The sequence below is a fragment of the Pedobacter sp. KH_004 genome (assembly GCF_057840755.1).
Genome location: NZ_CM174519.1, coordinates 498,659 through 521,888, shown reverse-complemented (window position 1 = coordinate 521,888; position 23,230 = coordinate 498,659). Strand labels below are relative to the sequence as shown.

At 38.3% G+C, this 23,230-nt stretch carries 19 protein-coding genes; 6 read left to right on the top strand and 13 right to left on the bottom strand.

Annotated elements, in window-relative coordinates; all coding sequences use genetic code 11:
* Positions 1 to 36: 36 nt before the first annotated feature.
* Both AC3ITD_RS02385 and AC3ITD_RS02380 read left to right on the top strand, forming a co-directional pair.
* Positions 37 to 969 carry an FAD:protein FMN transferase gene (locus tag AC3ITD_RS02385; RefSeq protein ID WP_489363660.1) on the top strand — a complete coding sequence of 311 codons (933 nt, stop codon included), beginning with the start codon at positions 37 to 39 and terminating at the stop codon, positions 967 to 969.
* A gap of 26 nt (positions 970 to 995) precedes the next feature.
* Entirely contained in the window at positions 996 to 1,922 is a 927-nt protein-coding gene (locus AC3ITD_RS02380) for a hydroxypyruvate isomerase family protein (RefSeq protein ID WP_489363658.1), read from the top strand.
* A 61-nt stretch (positions 1,923 to 1,983) separates the two neighbouring features.
* Here AC3ITD_RS02380 and AC3ITD_RS02375 read toward each other — a convergent pair whose 3' ends face one another.
* Positions 1,984 to 3,474, bottom strand: a complete 1,491-nt coding sequence (locus AC3ITD_RS02375; RefSeq protein WP_489363656.1) for an alpha-amylase — start codon at positions 3,472 to 3,474, stop codon at positions 1,984 to 1,986.
* A 356-nt stretch (positions 3,475 to 3,830) separates the two neighbouring features.
* Here AC3ITD_RS02375 and AC3ITD_RS02370 point away from each other — a divergent pair, with 356 nt between their 5' ends.
* Positions 3,831 to 4,352: an acyl-CoA thioesterase gene (locus AC3ITD_RS02370; protein WP_056849543.1), complete on the top strand. Its 522-nt coding sequence runs from the start codon at positions 3,831 to 3,833 to the stop codon at positions 4,350 to 4,352.
* Positions 4,353 to 4,421: 69 nt separating this feature from the next.
* Positions 4,422 to 5,612, top strand: coding sequence for a cation:proton antiporter domain-containing protein (locus AC3ITD_RS02365; protein ID WP_489363653.1), 1,191 nt, complete (start codon positions 4,422 to 4,424; stop codon positions 5,610 to 5,612).
* Here the strand turns inward: AC3ITD_RS02365 and AC3ITD_RS02360 are convergent.
* The 4 genes from AC3ITD_RS02360 to holA form a co-directional block, all read right to left on the bottom strand.
* Entirely contained in the window at positions 5,602 to 6,201 is a 600-nt protein-coding gene (locus tag AC3ITD_RS02360) for a hypothetical protein (protein ID WP_489363651.1), read from the bottom strand. The genes AC3ITD_RS02365 and AC3ITD_RS02360 overlap by 11 nt on opposite strands.
* 45 nt (positions 6,202 to 6,246) lie before the next feature.
* Entirely contained in the window at positions 6,247 to 6,651 is a 405-nt protein-coding gene (locus AC3ITD_RS02355; RefSeq protein WP_489363649.1) for an EVE domain-containing protein, read from the bottom strand.
* A gap of 129 nt (positions 6,652 to 6,780) precedes the next feature.
* Positions 6,781 to 7,140, bottom strand: a complete 360-nt coding sequence (locus AC3ITD_RS02350) for a VOC family protein (RefSeq protein ID WP_489363647.1) — start codon at positions 7,138 to 7,140, stop codon at positions 6,781 to 6,783.
* A gap of 444 nt (positions 7,141 to 7,584) precedes the next feature.
* The gene (gene holA / locus AC3ITD_RS02345) at positions 7,585 to 8,607 is read right to left on the bottom strand and encodes a DNA polymerase III subunit delta (protein ID WP_489363645.1); all 1,023 of its coding nucleotides are present in this window, start codon (positions 8,605 to 8,607) and stop codon (positions 7,585 to 7,587) included.
* Between the two features lie 133 nt (positions 8,608 to 8,740).
* Between holA and AC3ITD_RS02340 the strand changes: the two genes are divergently transcribed.
* Positions 8,741 to 9,199 carry a type I restriction enzyme HsdR N-terminal domain-containing protein gene (locus AC3ITD_RS02340; protein ID WP_489363643.1) on the top strand — a complete coding sequence of 153 codons (459 nt, stop codon included), beginning with the start codon at positions 8,741 to 8,743 and terminating at the stop codon, positions 9,197 to 9,199.
* Positions 9,200 to 9,479: 280 nt separating this feature from the next.
* Here the strand turns inward: AC3ITD_RS02340 and AC3ITD_RS02335 are convergent, their stop codons facing one another.
* The 8 genes from AC3ITD_RS02335 to AC3ITD_RS02300 form a co-directional block, all read right to left on the bottom strand.
* Complete coding sequence (locus AC3ITD_RS02335; RefSeq protein ID WP_489363641.1) at positions 9,480 to 10,670, bottom strand: Gfo/Idh/MocA family protein; 1,191 nt, start codon at positions 10,668 to 10,670, stop codon at positions 9,480 to 9,482.
* The gene (locus tag AC3ITD_RS02330; protein WP_489363639.1) at positions 10,671 to 12,035 is read right to left on the bottom strand and encodes a 3-keto-disaccharide hydrolase; all 1,365 of its coding nucleotides are present in this window, start codon (positions 12,033 to 12,035) and stop codon (positions 10,671 to 10,673) included. It abuts the gene before it with no gap.
* 109 nt (positions 12,036 to 12,144) lie between these two features.
* Entirely contained in the window at positions 12,145 to 13,500 is a 1,356-nt protein-coding gene (locus AC3ITD_RS02325) for a Gfo/Idh/MocA family protein (protein ID WP_489363637.1), read from the bottom strand.
* Between the two features lie 15 nt (positions 13,501 to 13,515).
* On the bottom strand, positions 13,516 to 14,379 hold the full coding sequence (locus AC3ITD_RS02320) for a sugar phosphate isomerase/epimerase family protein (protein ID WP_489363635.1): 864 nt from the start codon (positions 14,377 to 14,379) through the stop codon (positions 13,516 to 13,518).
* Between the two features lie 409 nt (positions 14,380 to 14,788).
* Positions 14,789 to 17,479, bottom strand: a complete 2,691-nt coding sequence (locus AC3ITD_RS02315; RefSeq protein ID WP_489363633.1) for a valine--tRNA ligase — start codon at positions 17,477 to 17,479, stop codon at positions 14,789 to 14,791.
* Positions 17,480 to 17,876: 397 nt separating this feature from the next.
* Positions 17,877 to 18,182, bottom strand: a complete 306-nt coding sequence (locus tag AC3ITD_RS02310; protein ID WP_489363631.1) for a Uma2 family endonuclease — start codon at positions 18,180 to 18,182, stop codon at positions 17,877 to 17,879.
* A gap of 128 nt (positions 18,183 to 18,310) precedes the next feature.
* The gene (locus AC3ITD_RS02305; protein ID WP_489363629.1) at positions 18,311 to 18,490 is read right to left on the bottom strand and encodes a hypothetical protein; all 180 of its coding nucleotides are present in this window, start codon (positions 18,488 to 18,490) and stop codon (positions 18,311 to 18,313) included.
* A gap of 28 nt (positions 18,491 to 18,518) precedes the next feature.
* The gene (locus AC3ITD_RS02300; protein WP_489363627.1) at positions 18,519 to 20,492 is read right to left on the bottom strand and encodes a heavy metal translocating P-type ATPase; all 1,974 of its coding nucleotides are present in this window, start codon (positions 20,490 to 20,492) and stop codon (positions 18,519 to 18,521) included.
* A gap of 573 nt (positions 20,493 to 21,065) precedes the next feature.
* Between AC3ITD_RS02300 and AC3ITD_RS02295 the strand changes: the two genes are divergently transcribed.
* Positions 21,066 to 23,102, top strand: a complete 2,037-nt coding sequence (locus tag AC3ITD_RS02295; protein ID WP_489363625.1) for a M13 family metallopeptidase — start codon at positions 21,066 to 21,068, stop codon at positions 23,100 to 23,102.
* Positions 23,103 to 23,230: the final 128 nt, after the last annotated feature.

Below are 23,230 nucleotides of genomic sequence, written 5' to 3'. Positions count from 1 at the left end.
TTTCCGTTAATCTTTTCGATTTTCAGTTCTAAAGAATTGAACCAATATAAGATTACGGGTTTAGCCCAGGGAACAGACTATCACATTATGTATTATGCTGCTGATAGCCTTGCTACCAAAAGCGGAATCGATAGCTTATTGAATGAAATTGATTTATCGATGTCTCTTTACAAAAAGGGATCGCTCATCAACCAATTTAATTCATCAACAAAGGGAGCGAAACTCGACACATATTTAAATGCTGTTTTAGAAAGAAGTTTTGAAATTAACCGTGACACCAAAGGCATTTTTGATATCACTGTGGCTCCACTGGTTCAAGCCTGGGGATTTGGTCCTGCAGAAAATAACAGGGAACCAGTTGCCGAAGAAATTAAAACCATTTTGAAGTGCACAGGAATGGAGAAACTGAAACTGGAAAACAACATGCTGACTAAATCATCACCTTGTGTAAATATCGATCTTAATGGCATTGCACAAGGTTACAGTGTAGATCTGATTGCAAATTATTTGACTAAGAAAGGAATTAAAAGCTTCGTAGCCGAACTGGGTGGTGAAATTAGAATTGCCGGCCCTAAACCAGACGGAACCGCAATGAAAATCGGCATCGAGGGACCAGGTAAAGATGGCACACCAGTAATCAGGCATATCGCAGTTTCCAACAGCGGAGCGATTACAACATCGGGCAATTATAGAAAATTCCATCAAAGCGGACGAAAAACAATCTCTCATTTAATTGATCCGAAAACGGGCTATCCTTTGGATAATGAAATGATCAGTGTAACCGTATATGCACAAGATGCCATTACAGCCGATGGGTATGATAATGCCTTAATGGGCATGCATCTAGATGATGCTTTAAAATTTGTAGCCAATCGAAAATACCTGGAAGCTTATTTTGTTTACCGAAAAAAGGATGGATCTATAGCCGATACTTTATCAAACGGATTTAAGCAATTAATTAAAAACTAAGTCTTTACATTTTTAAAAACCAACAAATGAAAAGAAGTGAATTTATAAGAAATAGCCTGTTAACCGCAGGTGGCATTACAGCCGGAGCTGGATTTACAGAAACCTTTGCTGCTGAAAAATCGACCGCGATACTGAGTGACAAAACTTTTAATATGGATTATGCGCCACACCAGGGGATGTTCGCTAATCACGCAGGTAAAAATTTTCTCGATCAAATTCAATTCATGTACGATAAGGGCTTCCGCTCCATTGAAGATAACGGTTACTTAAACCGACCTGTAGAGGAGCAAGAGAAGATTGGTGCCTTATTGGCTCGACTTGGAATGCGAATGGGAGTTTTCGTTGTAGATGGCGGCGATAACTGGAAAACTTCTTTAACTACAGGTAAAAAAGAATTTAAGGATAAATTTGTAGAAACCTGTAAAAAATCGGTTGAAGCAGCCAAAAGATGTAATGCGAAATGGCTGACAGTTGTTCCGGGTTTTTACGAACGCAATTTGCCTTATGGAAATCAGTTTGCAAATGTAATTGATGCGATGCGAGCCGGGGCCGAAATTTTCGAACCACATGGCTTAATTATGGTATTGGAAACACTAAGCGATACGCCAGAACTATTTCTTCAGAAAACTAACGAAACTTATGCTGTGTGCAAGGCCGTTCAAAGTCCGGCTTGCAAAATTTTGTACGACATTTACCACATGCAGCGCACCGAAGGCGATTTAATTAAAACGATCGACCGTTGTTGGGATGAAATTGCCTATATCCAAATTGGTGACAATCCGGGTAGAAAGGAACCTACCACCGGAGAAATCAACTATAAAAATTTGTTTAAGCACCTTCATAAAAAAGGCTATAAAGGTGTGATGGGCATGGAACACGGAAACTCGCAACCTGGAAAAGAAGGCGAATTAGCTGTAATTGCAGCTTATAGGAAAGAAGATGATTTTTTGTAAAAGTTAGATGGTAATTTAAAGGTCGGGATTAGTAATCCCGACCTTTAAATTACCATCAATATTATTCGGTTTTTAAAACCCAAACCGATACACTACCGGCTTTACAATGAAATTCTGCCCACCCATTCTCGTCGATTACCACTTCCTGTTCACGATATCCAAGTGCATCAACAAATGTTTTTCCAGCAAAACTCTGCCCTATTTCCATCGTTTTAAATCCTTCTTCACCTGTGCTTAATAAAACCGCCACCCCACTATTTTCGTGTTCATCATCTCCAGCTCTTGTCCAACCCACACAGTTATTGTGGTCAAAATAATCGCGTTGCTCCCCGTAGGCTAAATGAGCTCTGATTTTTGTCATGATGTCCAGGCCTGGTAAAATAGCGAGGTCGATATGTGTATCTTCTCCTTCAGGATTTTTATCATCGTAAATTCCACCGTATAAATCCGGAAAAAACAAACATGGAATTCCCTGCTCTCTTAATAAGATGATGGAGTATGCCAATGGTCTAAACCAGAATTCCACGTAGCTTTCTAAGGCTTGCAAAGGCTGAGAATCGTGATTATCGACAAACGTTACAGCAAGTTCAGGCGAGATGGAAATCAGTGTATTATCAAGAATAGTGCGCATATCAAAGCCGTCTCCATCCTTACTGGCAAGGAAGAAATTATGATGCAGCAGGGAATCAAAAATCTGGGTTTTGCCTTCCATTAATCGCAGGTATTCTTCTTGCGATTCGGTATTTTCGACATTCCAATCTTCGGCCACAATAAAAAACTTCTTATTAAACTTTGCCTCCAGGTGGTCAATCCATTCCTTAATAAAATCAGGATTGATGTGTTTAACCGCATCCAACCTGAATCCATCTATGTTGGTAGTTTCCACAAGCCACTCTCCCCAATATTTCAACTCCTCCACAACGGCACGATTGCGGTAATCAATATCATCGAACATCAGGTAATCATAATTGCCCAATTCAGTAGATGGAACTTCCTCGAAACCTTCGCCCAAATGATTTTGGATAGAGTAAATTGCAGTTTCTTTCAGGTCTTCTGCCCAATCTACTCCACTAAAACATTGATGGTCCCAAATGAACTGTGAGTATTTCCCTGCCCTATTTGGAAAAGTAAACTTGGTCCACGCTTCAATTTCAAAAACATCGCTGGTGAATTCATTTCTATTATCAGGATTAACGGTTCTCACAGGCACTTTTTCCAATTCATCGCCGCCGGCTTTATGATTGAAAACAATATCTGCAACGGCTGAAATTCCCTGATCTTGAAGGGCCTTAATGGCTTTCAAATATTCGTCTTTTGAACCATAACGTGTGTTTACACTTCCCTTTTGGTCGAATTCTCCAAGATCGAAAAGGTCGTAAACATCATATCCAACTGAATATCCACCTGTACTCGCTTTATAGGCTGGCGGTAACCAAACCCCAGTTACCCCGATTTCTTTCAAATGCGTAGCTTCTTGCGCTACTTTACTCCATAAATTTTGTTCTTCATTGTAATACCAATGAAAATATTGAATTAAGGTTTGGTTCTGCATTAATTTAATTTTAAGATAGGATAACATGAGTTTCTGGCAATTGTTTTTCCAGAAATGTAAGCTAAAAGTAAATCGGTAAGTATTTAAGGAGATGGTTTAAAGATAGTCGAATTTATATTAAAATATATCTAGCGCCGTAAACAGGTTGGGCAATTTGAGCTGCCTACTGTAGCTAAACCTGATTTACCGGAAATCCTTTTAAAATTTAAAGCATATTCTTTAAATGAAGCAAAAACAGATTTTAAAAGATTGAAGTGAGAGCAGGACGAACGTTAAGCAGAGGCAGAAGCTTTGCTTTTCAAATGATTAATGAAATGCTGATTTAAGGCGCATTTTATTTACTTTTGCGCTTGAATATGAGCTTAAAAAAGAAATTTGCCAGAGAGAGTTTTACCATTATGAATGAACTGGTATTACCCAACGATACCAACACACTCAACAATTTGATGGGTGGCCGTTTATTGCATTGGATGGATATTGCTGCAGCTATTTCTGCTCAAAAACACTGCAATCGTATTGTAGTGACTGCTTCTGTAGATAACGTTTCTTTTAAACACCCCATCAAATTAGGTGATGTAATTACTATTGAGGCCAAAGTTACAAGAGCTTTTAATACATCAGTAGAAGTGAGGCTGGATGTTTGGGCAGAAAATATTCCCAGTGGTGCCCGCCAGAAAAGTAATGAAGCCTATTATACTTTTGTAGCGGTAGATCAAAGCGCCAGAACTATTCCAGTACCCGAACTTATTGCAGAAACTCCAGAAGAAATTGAGCTTTTTGAGGGTGCTTTAAGGAGAAGACAGTTGCGCCTGGTTTTAGGCGGCAAAATGAATCCGGACGATGCCAGCGAATTGAAAGCGCTATTTTTTAAAGCATAATTTTTACAAAAAACTTCTTGGTGCTTAACATGTTTGTTTTATTTTAGTAGCTTAACATTCGCTCAAAATATGACTACATATACCATACTGATAATTTTAAGCGGATTAGTTATCTTTTCCTATCTGTTTGATTTAGTGGCAAGTAAAACTAAAATACCATCGGTTTTACTACTGCTTTTGCTGGGCATTGGCCTTCGTTTTTTAGTAGAGAACTTAAAAATTCAAACCTTCAATTTTCTATCCATTTTACCAACTTTAGGTACCGTTGGATTAATTTTAATTGTTTTTGAAGGTTCATTGGAGCTTAAATATGATCGAAATAAAAACAAGATTATCAAGAGTGCGTTTTTCTCTGCGCTTACTGTGTTACTTGGCACAGCCACCATTATTACCGTAATTATTTACCAAATTTCGCATAAAGATTTATACACCTGCATTGCAAACGCCATACCTTTTAGTGTAATCAGTTCTGCCATCGCCATTCCCTCTGCAGCGGCTTTGGGTGGTAAGGATAAAGAATTTGTGGTGTACGAATCTTCGTTTTCTGATATTTTAGGGATTATCATTTTTAACTTTGCCATTACCAATCATTCCCTCACCACATCAGCATTTATCGGACTAGGTTTAAGTACATTTTTGATTATTCTTTTATCGGCAATTGCTTGCGTTGTTTTATTGTATATCATGGGCAGATTGGTGCACCACATTAAGTTTTTCTTGATTATTTCCATTTTGATACTCGTGTATGCCATCGGTCAATCTTATCATTTATCGTCGCTGGTATTAATTCTGAGTACAGGATTATTTTTGAATAATGCCGATACCATTCAAAACGTTTGGTTCAGAGGTGTATTTTTATACAAAAATCTCTCTGCTGATTTATCTCAACTGTACCAGTTATCAGCAGAAAGTGCATTTATTTTAAGAACCTTTTTCTTCGTCATTTTCGGCTTTACCATGAACATAAACGAACTTAATAATTGGCCCATTATTGCCAACGGACTTATTATTTTAGCCTCAATTTATGTGATCAGACTTATTTTCCTAAAGATTTTCAAGAAAGATTCGATTGCCCCGATTTTATATATTGCACCGCGGGGATTGATTAGTATATTGCTTTATTTCAATTTACCAGCTTCGCTGAAAATTGCTGAAGTAGGGCCTTCATTCTTGTTTTTGGTAGTATTGGGATCTAGTTTGGTAATGACTTTAGGAATAGCATTTAGCAATAAAAAAGTAGAGGAAAGCACTACGGCTTAAAGCCCGCCGACAATGCTTTAATTTTGTTTAGCTCGGCCAGGGTATTTGGATTCTGCTGATAATAAACGGAATAGTAATTAAGTGCTTCCAGCTGACCATAATCAAACCCTTTACTAAATTTATAGTTAGCAATGCTTGGATTTATATTGTGCAAAGACCCGGCAATAATATTTGCAACGCCTTCCATCGCTGTTCCAAATATAGCCCCGCCAACAGCTCCAGCAAGTTCTTCATCTGGTGTAGGCTCTTCTCTTCCCCATTTATCTACCGCTTTTCCTTGCTGGTTGGTGTATTTGTATTCGTTGGGATCTTTCTTTCCAACGTATTTAAAAACATAACTCTGCAATTCATAGCTTGCTTTCGTTACCCTTAATTTTATTGACTTTATTTCGGAAGTTTTTATTTCATGGTATTTTTCATCAGAATAAAGCAGAACCGTTTGAGAATCTATTTTAAAAAACAAGCCTTTAATTTTGCTGTCATTCGTTTTTACAATGGCAATGTAGGGTTTAATTCCATCCGAAATTTGCGCTTTGCAAAACAACGTACTGATTGATAAAATAGCTAAAACTACGATTCTTGTTTTCATAATACGGTGTTTAAAATGAATAATTATCCTGGGTTTGATAAAAATTTAACTGCCCATTTCTAAAATCTTATCAAATTCTTCCCCTTTTAGCGGCATTACAGAAAGGCGCCCCTGGCGAACTAATGAAATATCCACCAAACTAGGTTCAGCTTTAATTTGCTCAAGAGATACAGGGTTTTTTAAGGTTTCAACTGGCGATAAATCTACCACTACCCAATTGGCATCATCAGTAGTTGGATCCTGATAGAATTCTTTCACCACTTTGGCAATTCCAACTACATTCTTACCTTCGTTGCTATGATAGAAAAGAACTAAATCCCCTTCTTTCATGGCTTTTAAATTATTTCTAGCCTGATAATTGCGCACACCATCCCAAAAAGTTCTTCCATCTTCGTTAAACTTTTGCCAGCTGTATTTGAAGGGTTCTGATTTTACTAACCAATGATTCATATATAGATTTAAGATTCAAATTTACAATTAAGAGTTGATTTTATAAACCAGAATCCTCCTAAAATGACAATGGCATTCCTCTTTTAGAAACGTCTTTGCGATAATTAAGCTGAAAATTTTTCGATTACGTTAACCTTCTAATGTTGGGTTTTCTATTAATCCGATCACATTACCAAAGGGATCAAAAATACTTCCTACCCAAATCGGTCCGCCTACATTTTTAGGTTCTTCATGAATTTCGACTTCTAATTCTTTAAACCGTTCGAAAACACCTTTAATATCACTAACACCCCAATAAGTAGTGGAATGGTTTCCATTGCTAAAACCCGAATCATCCGGATCTAGACCAAGTTCGAAACCACCGACGTTGTAGCCAGCGTAATAAGGCTCATCAAAATACGGTTCAATATCAAAAACTTTTTTATACCAATTTTTGGCAGCAGTTAAGTCGCCAACGTAATAAACTATAGTTCTTAATCCTTGTAGCATGGGGTTTAGGGTTAATTTATTTATATTTATTTTATGATCAAATAAACAATTTATGGCTAAGATAAAAATAATAACATTGGCTCTTTTAGTCTCAAGTAATTACATAGTCAATGTCCAATCAATCGACTTGGTAAAAAAGTAGCTGTCTCTGATGCTAAGTCTTTTAGACTCGATCAGATTTCGCTTAGGGTATTTAGAAAAACTAAAAATCCAAATTCTAATTATTTCAAACCCAATCAAAATACGGCAAGTAATATAGCGCTAATTACAGATTCAATCTATGTAAAACAATTTAGAATATCTGCCTATCAACAAACTACAAAGAGGGAACGGCTGGTCATTATCTACTTATTGAACGTATAGCATTTATGGGTGCAGTACTAACAGTATCAACTGTTGCGTTAAGTAACCTTTCCTTTTAATCGACCAATTTTTATCAAAGAATTAATGAATGATCTTAAAAACCAATTCTTTAAGAAGCTCGCCATCGCTAACATTGCCCGAACTTTCTAAGCCTTTACTTTTCAAATCGTATTCTCTGAGTAAGCTAATTACATGGAAAACTTTCCCAGTGTGGTAGTTTCTGGCGGCAACTTCATAATCTTTTATAAAAAAAGGAGGAACACCCAAAGCAGATGCCGCATCTGCCTTATTTGGAATATAATGATACTTTAAAAGCTTGGTAAAATAACCACCTAGATTAGCTAACACCATAACCGTGGGATTGGCTTTTGGGTTGCTCGCAAAGTAATTGATAATTTTATTGCATTTCAAGACATCACGAATAGCTAAGGCTTTTTGGAGCTCAAAAACATTATATTCTTTGCTAATTCCAATATTCTTCTGTACCAAATCTGTATTGATAATTACATCTTTAGGCACATTTAGCATCAGCTTTTCAATCTCATTCGCAATTTTAGAAAGATCTGTTCCTAAATATTCGGCCATCAAAGCCGAGGCTTGCTGATCGATTTTATAACCTTTTTCTTTGATAAAATCTTCAATCCAGGGAACGAGTTTATAATCTCTAACAGGATCTGATTGAAAAATCAAACCACTCTTATTGATCGCTTTATAGATTTTCTTACGCTTATCGAAGTTTGCATACTTATAAGCAAGCACTAAAATGGTACTATGCAAAGGCTTTTCGAAATAATTCAGTACAAATTCTGCCTCTTTACTGCCAGTGTCTTCTTTTCCCCATTTTAAATCCTGCGCTTCCTTAACAATTACCACCTGATAATCTGACATCATTGGATATCGTTTTGCGGCGCCTAAAACTGTCGCCATATCCGTATCTTTTCCATACAAAACTGTTTGATTAAACCCTTTTTCGGCATCACTCAACAGCTTGTCTTCAATATAATCGGTTACTTGATCGATATAATAAGATTCTTCCCCGTGTAAAAGATAAACAGGTTTGAATTTTCGCACTTTAATATCTTTTATAATTTCAGTAGCAGTCATTGCCGTAAAATTACAATTTAGCTTTTATGATTTTGATAAATGTTTATAAACAATATTAACTTTGAACATTATTAATTGTGGGGCAAATTGGTAGCGCCAAATTAATGACTGACAACTTCCGACTCACAACTGCATGTTCAACCCTACCCCACTTAATCTTCCGCCTTATCCATTTAAAATTACCAGGAAAGATGATGTAGTTTTTATTTTTGATGAATTAAGGAAGAAACATTTGGTGTTAACACCAGAGGAATGGGTACGGCAACATTTTATCCAAGATTTAATCGCCAGCAAAAAATTCCCAAAAAGCCTAATTCAAATTGAAGGTGGACTGGTTTTGAATCAACTGCAAAAACGAAGCGATATTCTGGTTTATAACAATGCCGGTGAAAAGTTAATGCTTATTGAGTGTAAAGCTCCGAAGGTTAAAATTACACCTTCTGTGTTCGATCAGGCATCACGATACAATTCCATCCACCAGGCCAAGTGGATTGTTTTAACAAATGGTTTACAGCACGTTTATGCCAAAATGGATTTAGAAAAGGGAAGCCTTGTTTTTGCACAAGAGCTCCCGGATTATTCTGATTTGTAATTTTGATTTCCAACAGTTCCTGCCGAAGCTATGCTGTCATCCTTAGGTACGAAGGATCTGTTTCATAAATCGCTGATTCTTCATTTTTAGAATTAACTTCTTTATTTCCCGTCATTGCGAAATCGATTTTTCATCGATTGAAGCAATCTCATTTACGTGATGATTACTGGGTTGAGGTTGCCATGAAACTATGAAAAATAGTTTCTCACAATGACGACCGCCGCGGACACCATAGGCGTTAATTTTTATACCAAAAACAACTCCTCAGAATCTCAAAACCTTAAAAACTATATTCTTTCTTCCAAACCTGTTTATTACCAGAATAGATCGCTTCATTACACATAGCCACGCAAATGGAAGCCTGCGTACCAGTATTAATGTTAGATACAGGTTTTGCACCACTTGTAATCGATTGATGAAACTCATCCAGGGCATAGTTGGTTCCATCCATCGTGGGCTTATCCAAAATCGGGATTCCACCATCTTTGTTGATCACAATCTTGGTAGCGCCGGTTACGCCATCAACAATTCCCAATTCCTTTCTGGTTACTTCCTCCGGATAAAAAACACCTGTATTGGTGAGTAGCGAAACGGAACCTTTGGTTCCTTTAATTTTGAACAAGTATCCATCATGTGCATTGCCACAGGTAGCGCCGAAATTGCCAATCATTCCTTTCTCCTGATAGCGCAAAGTTGCCTGGATGTTATCGTAAGTTTCTCTGCCATCTTTAAAAATATCTATCCCTCCCGAACCCATAATTTCATCTGGTTGCGTTTCAAATGCCCAATTAATGAAATCGATTTGGTGTGATAAAAGTTCTGCGGCTAAACCACCAGAGTATTCCTTATACATCCTCCAATTTATTTTCCGCTCCAAATCAGGGCTCGGAACACTTCTGCGCCAGGTTCCGTTCCTATCCCAGCGGCAATCAATCTGCGAAACCTTGCCCAGGTAGCCGCTTTGAATCATATCCTTAACCTTGAAATAAAGCGGAGAATACCTGTATTGATAACCTACCTGAAAAATCTGTTTAGGATATTTTTGAACCAACTTTTTTAACTCCAATGCCTGGGCAATATTATAGGTCATTGTTTTTTCTACATACACATGTTTACCAGACAGAACAGCGTCTTTTGCAATTTTAAAATGTTCGCTTAAGGGCGTGGCAATAAAAACAGCATCTATATTTTTATTATCTAAAACTTGTTTATAATCATTTATGGGTTTTGCATCAGCAGGCACATACTTTTCTGCTTCTTTGAGCCTAAAATCTAAAACATCGCAATAAGCTACCGCTTTAAATTTTGCCGGCATTGATTTAATAACAGATAAAACCCCTTTCCCACGATCTCCGCAACCAATCATTGCAATATTGATTACTCGATCTGCACTAAATGCATACAAAGCATCTCCAACTAATAATCCCGAGGCTAAAGCTGCCGAACTTTTAAAAAATGACCTGCGATGCATCTATATTTTCTTTATTTTGATTGTTCTGAAATCGACCTTGTTTCCATGATCCTGAAGCAAAATGTGTCCTTGTGGCGCTTCCCCAAAGTTTTTCCAATCTTTGTATTTACTTATCGCAACTAGCTTTTTAAACTCCTCCGATCCACGTACATATTCCAAAACCTTAACACCATTTAAATAATGTTCAACCTTGTTGTTTGGATAAACTACTAAACGGCCATTGTTCCAGCTGCCAATTGGGCGAAGATAGCGGGCTTCTTTTTTAGACGTCATTAAATCATATAACGAGGCCAACGTTCGGTTTCCGTCTCTGCCTAATTTCGCATCGGGGTGCAATACATCATCTAAAACCTGATATTCCAAACCAATTGCCGAACCTGTATTTTTTTCACTCAGCGTAACGAAATATTTTACGCCACTATTTGCACCTGGGCTAAGCTTAAATTCGAACGACATATCGAATGCGGCAAACTCTTCTTTGGTAACGATATCACCGCCATTTGTAGATTCGGCTCCTCCAGATGGCTCTACACTAATTACACCATTTTCAATTTTCCAACCCTTTGCCGGGAAAGTTGTTTTGTAAGCCCCAACCCACCCGGCGTTGCTTTTACCATCAAAAAGGAGTTTATATCCTTCTGATTTTTCGTAGGTAGACAGCGTATTCGGGGTTAAATTCACTGTGTATATTCCCTTCGGAAAAGATTTAGACTTCAATCCTTCTGTTTGGATATTGATATTTTTGAAATAAACCTTTTTCCCATCGTTTTCCAGGTTATTTCCAATGCCATGCACTTGCAAACCAATAAAACCTGATTGATCAAGGGTATCAATTACATAGGCAACCGGAGTTCCGTTTACCCAGGTTTTTAGCTCATTGCCAATATTTTCTATTCGGTAGTGATTAAACTCATTCTTCTTATAAAGTGATTTGGCTGATGGATTTAATTCTAAAGGATAAAGCCATAACCGCCTGGCTTCATCATAAATCCCACCAGTCCAAGATCTCGATGTAGGATCGATTTCCATTTGTCTCCCGTACACTAATCCCCTTCCATTATTTCCTTCAGGCTTAATATGACTTCGGGTTTGCACTCCAGAATTTGTAGTTTCGCCTTCCAGTTTAATATCGAGTTCGAGCACATAATCGCCATATACTTTTTCGGTAATTAAAAAGGAGTTTGGCGTTCCTTTGGTCATGGTACCAACTATGGCTCCATCTTCCACTTTGTAAGGTGCTGTTCCGGCTACGGCTTTCCATCCATTTAAGGTTTTACCATCGAAAAGTGGTTTTGCTTTTTGTGCAGCGGCAGATAGACTGATGAGTGAAAACGCAAGAATGCTGTATTTTTTAATGTTTAACATGGTTTTGAATTTGCCGTCATTGCGAGATACGAAACAATCTTAATCCTTTGGGTTTAGATAGCGACCTTTGTAAAATTACTTCTTGTTTCGCAATGATGATGTATTGAAATTAATATTTAAAAACTTTTCCGTTTGCAATTACTTCTTGTCTGTTTTCGTCGAAGGTAGATTTCGCTCCTGTGCGAACCGCAGCATTAGTCATGATGTTGGCAATGGAGTGCGAATAGCCCGCCTCTACCGGAGCATTTGGCGTTTTACGACTTCGAACACATTCCATCCAATTTCTCATGTGACCCGAAGTAAGCGAATCGCCACCCATATTTGCACCTGTAGCTGCCTTTATTTCGGTTTTACTTAAATCAAAATTTGGTAGCAGGTTGGCTTTCATGCCCATCGCAGCAGCTTCCTTTTCTTTTAATCCACCTTTTGGAGATACTTTATTGGTGATCAAATTTAATTCACCACCATTGGAGTAATAAACTTCTCCAACATCGCCAACGCTGTTTTGCATTCTGGAAGTGAAAGTAACCTGAAATCCATCTTCCGTATTGGGCTGACCATAATCGAAAACTGCAACCATCGAATCCCAGTTCCTACGACCATCTTTCCAGGTGTAAATTCCTCCATTCGCCACTACACTTCGAGGATGTTTTAAATTGGTAAACCAATGAACAGTGTCGATCTGGTGAGACATCCACTGGCCTGGCATCCCTGATGAATAAGGCCAAAATAAACGATATTCTAAATACTTCCGTGGATCGAAGGCTTCGTTTGGCCGGTTTAACAGAAACCTTTTCCAATCTATATCTGCCTCCTTGAGCTTCGCAACTAATTCAGGCCTACGCCATCGTCCGGGTTGATTTACGTTCCAAACCAAGTCTACAGCCGTAATAGGTCCGAATTTTCCCTCCTGAATAAATCTTGCGGCGTTTGCATAATTTTCACCGCTTCGTCTTTGAGAACCAATCTGAACAATTCTATCAGTTGCTTTAACTGCTTTGAGTGCAGCTTTTGCATCATTCATCGTTTCGGCGAAAGGTTTTTCTACATAAGCATCGCAATTGGCTTTAACCGCTTCAATAGTATGCAACGCATGCTGAAAATCGGCTGTACTGATAATCACAGCGTCTAAATCTTTCATAGCATACAGCTCGTCGTTATTTTTACAAGCTTTAATATCATGACCAAACTTTTCTTTGAGATGTGCAATACCTAAATCGCGGCGGTAGTTCCATAAATCGGAAAGACCAACAATATCAAAATTCAAGTCTTTGTTGTGATTTAAAAAACAAGGCAGCAGAGTATCCTTAAATCGATCTGAAAACCCAACCACGCCTACTCTTACCCTATCGTTGGCGCCGATTATTCGTCCGTAGCTTTTGGCACTCATACCCATTGTGCCAGCGTAGGTTGCTGCAGCAAAAATGGCAGATTGTTTAATAAATTTTCTTCTGGAATCTTCCATGGAATGATTGAGTAATTAGTTAATATAAACGTTTTCGATTTGTTTGCATAAGTATTTGAAGCAGAATTTGATTTGCCCTTCCGAATAGTTGCTACCTGCCTCCACGAAAATTGGCCCTTTATAGTTAGCCGCCTTTAGTGCCGCAAGGTATGGCGTAAAATCATCACCCATAATTCCGGGTAATGTCCGCTCTGCATCCTCCGCAATTTCGCAATGAATAAGTAAATCTTTTGCATCAATAATATTTTGAGGAGGCTCATGCTCCCTCCTCATATGGAAGATATCTGCGTTTAGCCTGAAGTTGGGATGGTTAACTGACCTGACAATTTCAGCTGCAGATTTCACCGTATTGATAAAATTGGTTTCTTTAGTCTGAAGATTCTCCAGCGCTATTTTAACATTATATTTGGCCGCAATTGGTGCTATCTTTTTACAAAGTGATACAAATGCACCTTTTGCTTTTTTAACATCGTAATCATCAGGTAATCTGCGTGCTCCCCCACTTCCTAAAACAATCAAACTCACTCCAGCTTTTTGGGCACGACTAAAGAGACTATCCACATACCCAAGTACAACTGCATCATTAACATCCGGACCGGCGATTTTCATATTGCCGGGAAACATCACGTTGCACATATATAATTTCGATCGCAATTTACTGATCGACTGGAGGTTACTATTGAATTTTTCTTCTGATAGAGAAGGTGAAATCATTCTGCCAACTGATTCTCCAATAAACTTAAATCCAGCGGCACGAATTAAACTATCTTTTTCTATCGGGGCAACGATACCCAGTGGAACAAATGATTTATTTATCGATTGAAAACCAAACACAAAAGAGGAAAGAAGAAATATGAGGATGATCGTTTTTAGTTTCATGTTCAGTTTTACTTGGAAGATATTTTATACATCTTTTCCATTTAGGTAAAATCTAGTTTTTATTCCATTTGGTTAGTGGCTTTTAAGCCATATATCTTCACAAAATAAGGCTTTTAACTGAAAAACACTAAAACGGTTTAGTAACATTTTAGAAACGGGGGAAGTTTGCCAGATCATTCCGAACATTTTACGGGGAATCCGAGCAAAGCCAATGCGCCTTGTTAATTCCAATTCATATCTAGCCTTAAATAGTGGTAGAAAAGAAAATGTCGGATCACAATAGTTAAGTAAGGTTTAAAGAGCTAACTTTAGGCGCTAGTTCTAAAAGCGAAAGCCCTTCAGAAAATAAATCCTGAAGGGCTTTATAATTTCTTCAATTATAGAAACCGCCAAATTTTATTAAGATAGCTTAACCTAGTAACGCTAAACTTTCCTCAATAATCTTTATTTTAGCTTCTGCATCTGCCTTTTTATTGCGCTCGTTTGCAATAATTTCTGGTTTGGCATTTTGAACGAAACGTTCGTTGCTCAATTTGGCATCAACCGATTTTAGGAAACCCTGTAAATAAACCAAATCAGCATTTAAACGAGTGCGCTCGGCATCAACATCAATGTTTTCTGTTAAGGGAATGAAAAATTCATCTTTACCAGCCATAAATGCTGTTGCACCTGCAATCTTATCATTCACCATTTCAGCCTGAGAAACATTTGCTAATTTGAATATGACATTCAGCCATTTTTCATAGTCGATCTCAGAATTTACTTTTAAACTTAACGGCAAAGCTTCTTTCGGAGAAATCTGTTTTTGATTGCGCACATTTCTAATCTCGGCAATCACGGTTTTAATCACCTCCGCGTCTTTCAATAAATTTTCGTCTATTGAGCCACCTTTCGGGAATTCGGCAACGATACAGCAATCCATTTCTCCACGCTCTGCAAACAAATTATCATGCCATAATTCTTCCGTTAAGAAAGGCATATTTGGGTGCAATAACTTAATGATATTCTCAAAAAAAGAGATGGTTGCTTTATAGCTTTGAGCGTCAATTGGCTGTTGATAGGCAGGCTTGACCATTTCTAAATACCAGGCACAGAAATCATCCCAAACCACCTTGTAAGTGATCATTAATGCTTCCGATAAACGGTATTGTTTAAAGTTCGCCTCAATTTCTACAAGCGCTTCATTGAAACGATTCTCGAACCATGAAATGGCCTGTGTATTTGGATTTTCTAAGCTTTCATCAACTTCCCAGCCTTTAACCAAGCGGAAAGCATTCCATATTTTCGAAGCGAAATTACGCCCCTGTTCGCAGTAACTTTCATCGAACATTAAATCATTTCCTGCCGGAGACGACATTAACATCCCTACACGCACTGCATCGGCTCCATATTTTTCAATCAATCCTATCGGGTCTGGAGAGTTGCCTAAAGATTTAGACATTTTCCGCCCCAGCTTATCACGTACAATTCCGGTTAAGTAAACATTAGTAAATGGTTTCTTGCCCATAAACTCATGCCCGGCCATAATCATGCGCGCCACCCAGAAGAATAAAATTTCAGGCGCCGTAACCAAATCATTGGTTGGGTAATAGTAATTGATATCTTTATTATTGGGATTTTTAAATCCATCGAAAACCGAAATTGGCCATAGCCAGGAAGAGAACCAGGTATCCATTACGTCCTCATCTTGCCTTAAAAAAGGTTCCAGCTGATGCTTAAATCCAGCCTTTTCAGTTTCTGAATGATTTTCGTTTAAATGTTTTTTATTCCAGAATTCTTCTAAGGCTTCATCCTTTGTTTTGGCAACTACCCAATTTCCTTTATCATCGTACCAGGCCGGAATGCGTTGCCCCCACCAAAGCTGACGGGAAATATTCCAATCGCGAACATTCTCCATCCAGTGACGATAGGTATTTTCGAATTTATTGGGAATCAGGTTTACCTCACCATTTAAAACATCATCTAAAGCTGGCTGAGCCATCTCTTTCATCTTTACAAACCACTGCATAGAAAGTTTTGGTTCAATTGCAGCATCTGTACGCTCAGAAAAACCAACCTGCGATTTATAGTCTTCAACTTTATCCAAGTGACCCGCCTCTTCCAGCATTTTGGCAATTTTTTTACGGGCAACAAACCGGTCCTCACCCACTAGAATAACCGCCAATTCATTTAAAGTTCCATCATCATTCAAGATATCGGTTACTGACAAGTTGTGTTTCACACCTAGCTCATAATCGTTCAAATCATGTGCAGGGGTAACTTTTAAACAACCTGTTCCAAACTCAATATCAACATATTCATCCTCGATAACCGGAATTTCATGGTTCACTAGTGGCACAAAAACCTTTTTACCTTTTAGGTGGGTAAACCGTTCATCGTTCGGGTTAATACAAATTGCGGCATCAGCCATTATAGTTTCCGGACGGGTGGTAGCTACGACAAGATAGTCGGAAGCTTCACGTCCAGAGTCAGCAGTCTTTTCACCAACTATCGTATAGCGGATGTAATACAGCTTTTGGTTTACTTCTTTACGGATTACTTCCTCATCAGAAACAGCCGTTTTACCTGCCGGATCCCAATTCACCATTCGGATACCACGATAAATCCAGCCCTTTTTATACAAGTGAATAAAGGAATCGATAACGGCTTCAGAAAGATCTTCCTCCATCGTGAAACGTGTACGGTCCCAATCGCAGCTTGCGCCTAATTTCTTTAATTGTTCTAAAATAATCCCACCATATTTCTCTTTCCACTCCCATGCGTATTTCAGAAATTCCTCGCGGGAAAGGTCTTTTTTATTAATACCCCGTTCCTTTAACATCGCCACTACCTTTGCTTCGGTTGCGATAGATGCATGATCAGTTCCCGGAACCCAGCAAGCATTTTTGCCTTGCATACGGGCTTTACGAATCAACACATCCTGAATGGTATTATTTAACATGTGCCCCATATGCAGCACCCCGGTAACATTTGGCGGTGGAATTACAATAGTGTAAGGTTCACGCTCATCAGGCTCGGAATGAAAAAACTTTTTCGATAGCCAATAGCTATACCATTTATCTTCTGTTTCTGCAGGATTGTACTTCGTGGAAATGCTCATGAAAAATTATTCAGTATCAATTTAAGTGGCAAAAATACGTTTTTAGGGGCAAAACTTAAAGTAGAATTCATTTGACAAGCCAGATGTGCATTTCATTGCAAAGTCAGTCCTGCTTTTCGTTGCAATCTTTTTGCGAAAGTTGGTCTAAGTTTGTTTAAGGCCTGCATCAAAAAGTATTTACACTACAATCAGTTTAGAAAATTCTGTCTGCTACTCCGTTGATCATTCGGCCAATGCAAATTGCATATTTTGGCTGAAGCCAACCAACAAAATTTAAAAGGCCAGGAAGCTAAAGCAACATGCAATGAAATGCGAAAAAATTATCGGGTCTTCCTTCATTTCCGTTGATTTTAATCAACGGAAAAAATTAAAATCTTAATCCAAATCTGCAAAAACATCATCCAGAAGAAGCTCGAAACGGGGCAAAACAGATGAAGTAATTCTTTTCGCTCAGGATAAATATTTTTGAAGGCTGAAATTTACCAATATTGTTAAGAGTGTAAATAAGAATGCTTTGATCACTTTGGCTAACCACCCAATATTCTTTCACACCAAACTCTTCATAAACCTGATATTTATTTAGCAATTCCTTTTTGTTATTCCCTGTTGAGAGAATTTCAACAACAATATCAGGAGCACCAATGCAACCGCGATAATCCAATTTACTTTTATCGCAAATTACACAAATATCAGGCTGGAGCACCGTAAAAACATCCTTATCAGCTTTACTTTCCTTCGGAAATCGAACATCAAAAAGGGGCAGAATAAACTTTACAGTTTTGTTTTTTTGAGAAAGTTAACGAGAGGATTGAAAATGTTTCTCGATATTTCCTAATGCACCCGTGAAGCCGCAGAGCTCATTTCAAAGATTTTTCCTTTAATCAGCTCTACCCTCTCTTCAAAAAGCCAGTTTAAGTAATTCGCATAGCTATAAGTCAACGATGCATCAATATCATTGAGTTGACGAACGGGTTCATCATGTATTTCAGGATATGGAATTGGCTCAGACATAACCAAATATACTCAATTCTGTAGTAAATCAAAACCGCATCTTTTGAATCCTGACGGCGTTCAAGATAGCCAATAATGCTACTCCAACATCTGCGAACACTGCTTCCCACATGGTTGCCAAGCCCCCTGCCCCCAAAATTAAAACCAAAACTTTCACTGCAAAGGCCAAGACTATATTTTGAATGACTACTTTTTTTGTTGCTTTGCCGATTTTGATTGCAGTTGCAATTTTCGACGGCTGGTCAGTCTGAATTACCACATCGGCTGTTTCTATCGCCGCATCACTACCCATAGCGCCCATGGCCATGCCAATGTCGCTGATGGCCAAAACGGGTGTGTCGTTTATTCCATCGCCCACAAAAGCGACAACTTTAGTTCTATCCTTTTTAATTTCCTCGAGTTTAGCAACCTTATCTTCCGGCAGTAAATCACCGAAATAAGAATCAATACCTAAAACACCAGCCACCTTTTTTACAATCGATGTCTTGTCTCCACTTAACATGACAACTTGTTTTACGCCATTTTCATGCAGTTGTTTAATAGCCAATACTGCATCCTCTTTAATTTCATCTGCAATTAAAACGTAGCCGGTATATTTCCCATCTACAGCCATCACTACAATACTTTCTTCTAAATCCTTTATTTTAGTGTCGAAATCGATTTTAAATTTCTCCAAAAGTTTAACGTTTCCAGCCAGAACTTCTTTGCCGTTAACCACCCCTTTTAAACCCATTCCAGCAATTTCCTCAATATTTTCTGCAGTATGAATGTCTTTTTCCGCGGCATATTCTACAATGGCTTTCGCGATAGGGTGTGTAGACTTCCCTTCAACAGCAGCTAATAATGTTATAAATTCATCTTCATCAATTAAACTCTCTACCTGCTGAACGTTGAATACTCCTTTGGTAAGCGTTCCGGTTTTGTCCATTACAATTGTATTTAGTTTGGCCATCAGATCTAAAAAGTTAGAACCTTTAAACAAAATTCCATGAGCAGAGGCAGCGCCAATCCCACCGAAATAACCAAGGGGAATAGAAATAACCAAAGCACAAGGACAAGAAATGACCAGGAACACAAGTGAGCGGTATAGCCAGGTTTGAAAATGATAATCTCTACCCAAAAATAAAATCGGGACAGTAACCAGAGCCAACGCTAAAAAGAATACGATTGGCGTATATATTTTAGCGAATTTACGGATAAATAATTCCGTTTTTGCTTTACGGGTTGTGGCATTTTGTACCATCTCTAAAATCCGCGAAAGCGCACTATCTGCAAAAGCTTTGGCTACTTTAATTTCAATAACCCTATCCAAATTCAGCATTCCCGCTAATACCTTTTCGCCTTTATTAATGGTTTTTGGCTTACTCTCACCTGTTAAAGCAGCAGCATTGAAACTGCTTTTTTCTGATAGCATGTCACCATCTAACGGGATTTTTTCACCAGCTTTAATCTGAATAATTTCCCCAATGGCTACTGTTTCCGGATTTACGGTTTCGTATTTCCCGTTCCGCAACACACTGGCTACATCAGCCCGAACATCGAGTAAGGCAGAAATATTTCTCTTCGCCCGGTTCACTGCGGCCATTTGAAAAAGTTCGCCGATGGTATAAAATAACATGACTGTAACACCCTCAGGGTATTCGCCAATAGCGAAAGCGCCAATGGTTGCAATAGACATCAAAGAAAATTCGGTAAAAAAATCTTTGGCTTTGAAAGTTTCCCAAACCTCTTTTAAAACCGGAATGCCTACAGGTAAATAAGCTACGATATACCAATACGGACGAATGATTTTAAATGCATCGATCTTTAAAAAATTATCGAAAACAATACCAATAAGTAACATGATTAACGTTACTGTCGCGGGCAAATATGCCTTAAATGAAGACGGATCGCCACCGTGATCATGATCGTGCTCATCACCTTCTGCGTGCTTATGCTGGTGCTGATCTTGGTGTGGTTTGCTACTGCAACAGTTATCTTCTTTATCCTGTGGATGACTCATTTATTTCTTTTTCGTTGTGAAAAGCAACATCAGTTTCTCTTCGGTTTCTGTGTTCCCGCTACCGTTTCAAATCCTCACCTGGTGAAAAATCGGGTTTCGGGTTTTCTACTTTATCGGGTTTAGGTGGCTAAAATAGATGCACAATTTAAAGTTAGCTAAACTCGACGAAAGCGATACCCTTTTTTGTCGCATTACTTCAAAGCTTCACACTGCAATCATAAAAAAGGTAAAGCGTAGGGCGGGACTGTATTACCGGATAAAATACTAAATGCCCATTTCCGAATTCTGTTCAACTAATAGATAATCTTTCAAATTTAAACTTTATTCTAAATCATTCTTAATAGCTAAAATTTTCTGAAGTACACAATAAAAGATGTTAAAAAATGTTAATACTGTAATAAGATTCAAAAATCATGAAATCGTTAAAATTCCATTTTTCACCAGCTGAATTTATTAGACGTTTGGGCTTAGCCAAAATTTACTATTGGTTTAACAAGTAATATTCTTGGTATATTGTTTCAGTATTAATTAGTATTTCATAAATTTCGCTGTTAAAACTAACTTTAAAAGCGAATGAAATACCAAAATTTGAAAAGTTATTTTGCAGGGCTAGCTATAGTTGCTGCTGCCTTTTCTGCAAATGCACAAACTACCAGAAAATTTATCGACCCGGCAAATATGGATTTATCCGTAAAACCAGGCGATGATTTCTACACTTACGCAAGTGGTACCTGGATAAAAAACAATCCGGTTCCGGCGAAAGAAACCCGCTGGGGATCATTCAACGAGCTTCGCGATTTCAATATTAATGCCGTAAAATCTTTAGTAGAAGAAGCTGCCGCAGATAAATCTGCGCCTGCAGGTTCGGTAAAACGTAGAGTAGGCGATTTTTTCGCTGCCGCAATGGATACAGTTGCCATAGAAAAATTAGGCTACACCCCTATTAAAGCTGATTTAGAAAAAATTAAACAAATTAAGGATATTCAAGGCGTGCTTGACCAGGTGGCTTACATGCGTATGAGTGGAATTGGGAGTCCAATGTTTGGCCTTGGTGTGGGTCAGGATCGTAAAAACGTTAACAAATACATGGTTAACATTGGCCAGGGCGGAACCACTTTACCTGATCGTGATTATTACCTGAAAGATGATTCAAGAAGCGTAAAAATTCGTGAAGCCTATAATACTTACATTACTACCCTGTTTACTTTAACCGGAAGCACAGCTGAAGAGGCCAAGAAAAAGGCAGAAACAGTATTTAAAATTGAAAAGCAGTTTGCTGAGGCCCAAATGAGCCGCTTAGAGATGCGTGACCCTTATGCAACTTACAACAAACTTACTGTTGCTGAATTGAGCAAAAAAACGCCTGACATTAACTGGGCAAATTATTTAACCAAGTTTAAAATCAAAGGTCAGGATACCCTATTGGTTTCTTCTCCTAAATTTATGACCAGCCTTGATGGAATGCTAAAATCTATCCCGGTTGCAGATTGGAAAACTTACTTAGAATGGAACGTTTTAAAAAGTTCTGCCGGAAGCTTAAGTTCGCCCTTTGTTAAAGCAAGTTTTGCTTTTACCCAGGCACAAACCGGTCAGAAAGTTCAAACACCACGTTGGCAACGCATGTCATCTTTAACAGATGGCACTATTGGCGAGTTATTAGGTCAGTTATATGTAGCTAAATACTTCAAACCAGAAGCGAAAGCCCGTATGGATGCGATGATTGTAAACCTTCGAAAAGCGTTCGAAATCAGAATTAAAGGTTTAGAGTGGATGAGCGATGAAACAAAGAAAAAAGCACTGGAGAAACTTGCCGCATTCGAACCTAAAGTGGGTTATACCACTAAATGGGAAACTTATACAGGCTTAAACATTAACAGGGGAACTTATTTCCAAAATCTTCGCAATGCAAGCGTTTGGGGTTACAATGAAAATGTAAACCGATTAGGCAAACCGGTAGATCGTACGAAGTTCGGTATGACGCCACCTACGGTAAATGCTTCTTACAGCCCAACAATGAATTCAATTACCTTCCCTGCCGGGATTTTACAATTTCCATTCTTCGATCCAAATGCAGATGATGCTTTAAATTATGGTGGAATTGGCGCAGTTATCGGACATGAAATGAGCCATGGTTTTGATGATAGCGGCAGCCAGTATGATGCAAAAGGTAACTTAAAAAACTGGTGGACTGCTGAAGACCGTAAAAAGTTTGAAGAAAAAACAAAAGCTTTGGGTGAGCAATTTGATGCTTACACTGTTTTAGATACGGTTCATGTTATCGGCAAACTAACAATGGGCGAAAACATTGGAGATTTAGGTGGACTTAACGCCGCTTATACTGCATTTAAAATGACTAAACAAGGTCAGAGCAACGATAAAATTGATGGTTTTACACCAGATCAACGTTTCTTCTTGGCTTGGGCGCAGGTATGGAGAGGCAATATTCTTCCAGAAAGTGCAGCTCAGTTAATTAAAACAGATCCACACTCACCTGGTCCGTACCGTACAATTGGTGCTCCGGTAAATATGGATTCTTGGTACCAGGCGTTCGACGTAAAACCTGGCGATAAATTGTACAAAAAACCAGAAGACAGAATTAGAATGTGGTAACACTGAAATAAATGATTTAAAGATCGAAGTCGAAAGCTTTCTACATCAGTTTTTAAATCCCTATAGTTTTTCATCTCGAAGAGGAATATCAAACCTATCATGCAAACGTCCCGGCCATCCGGGACGTT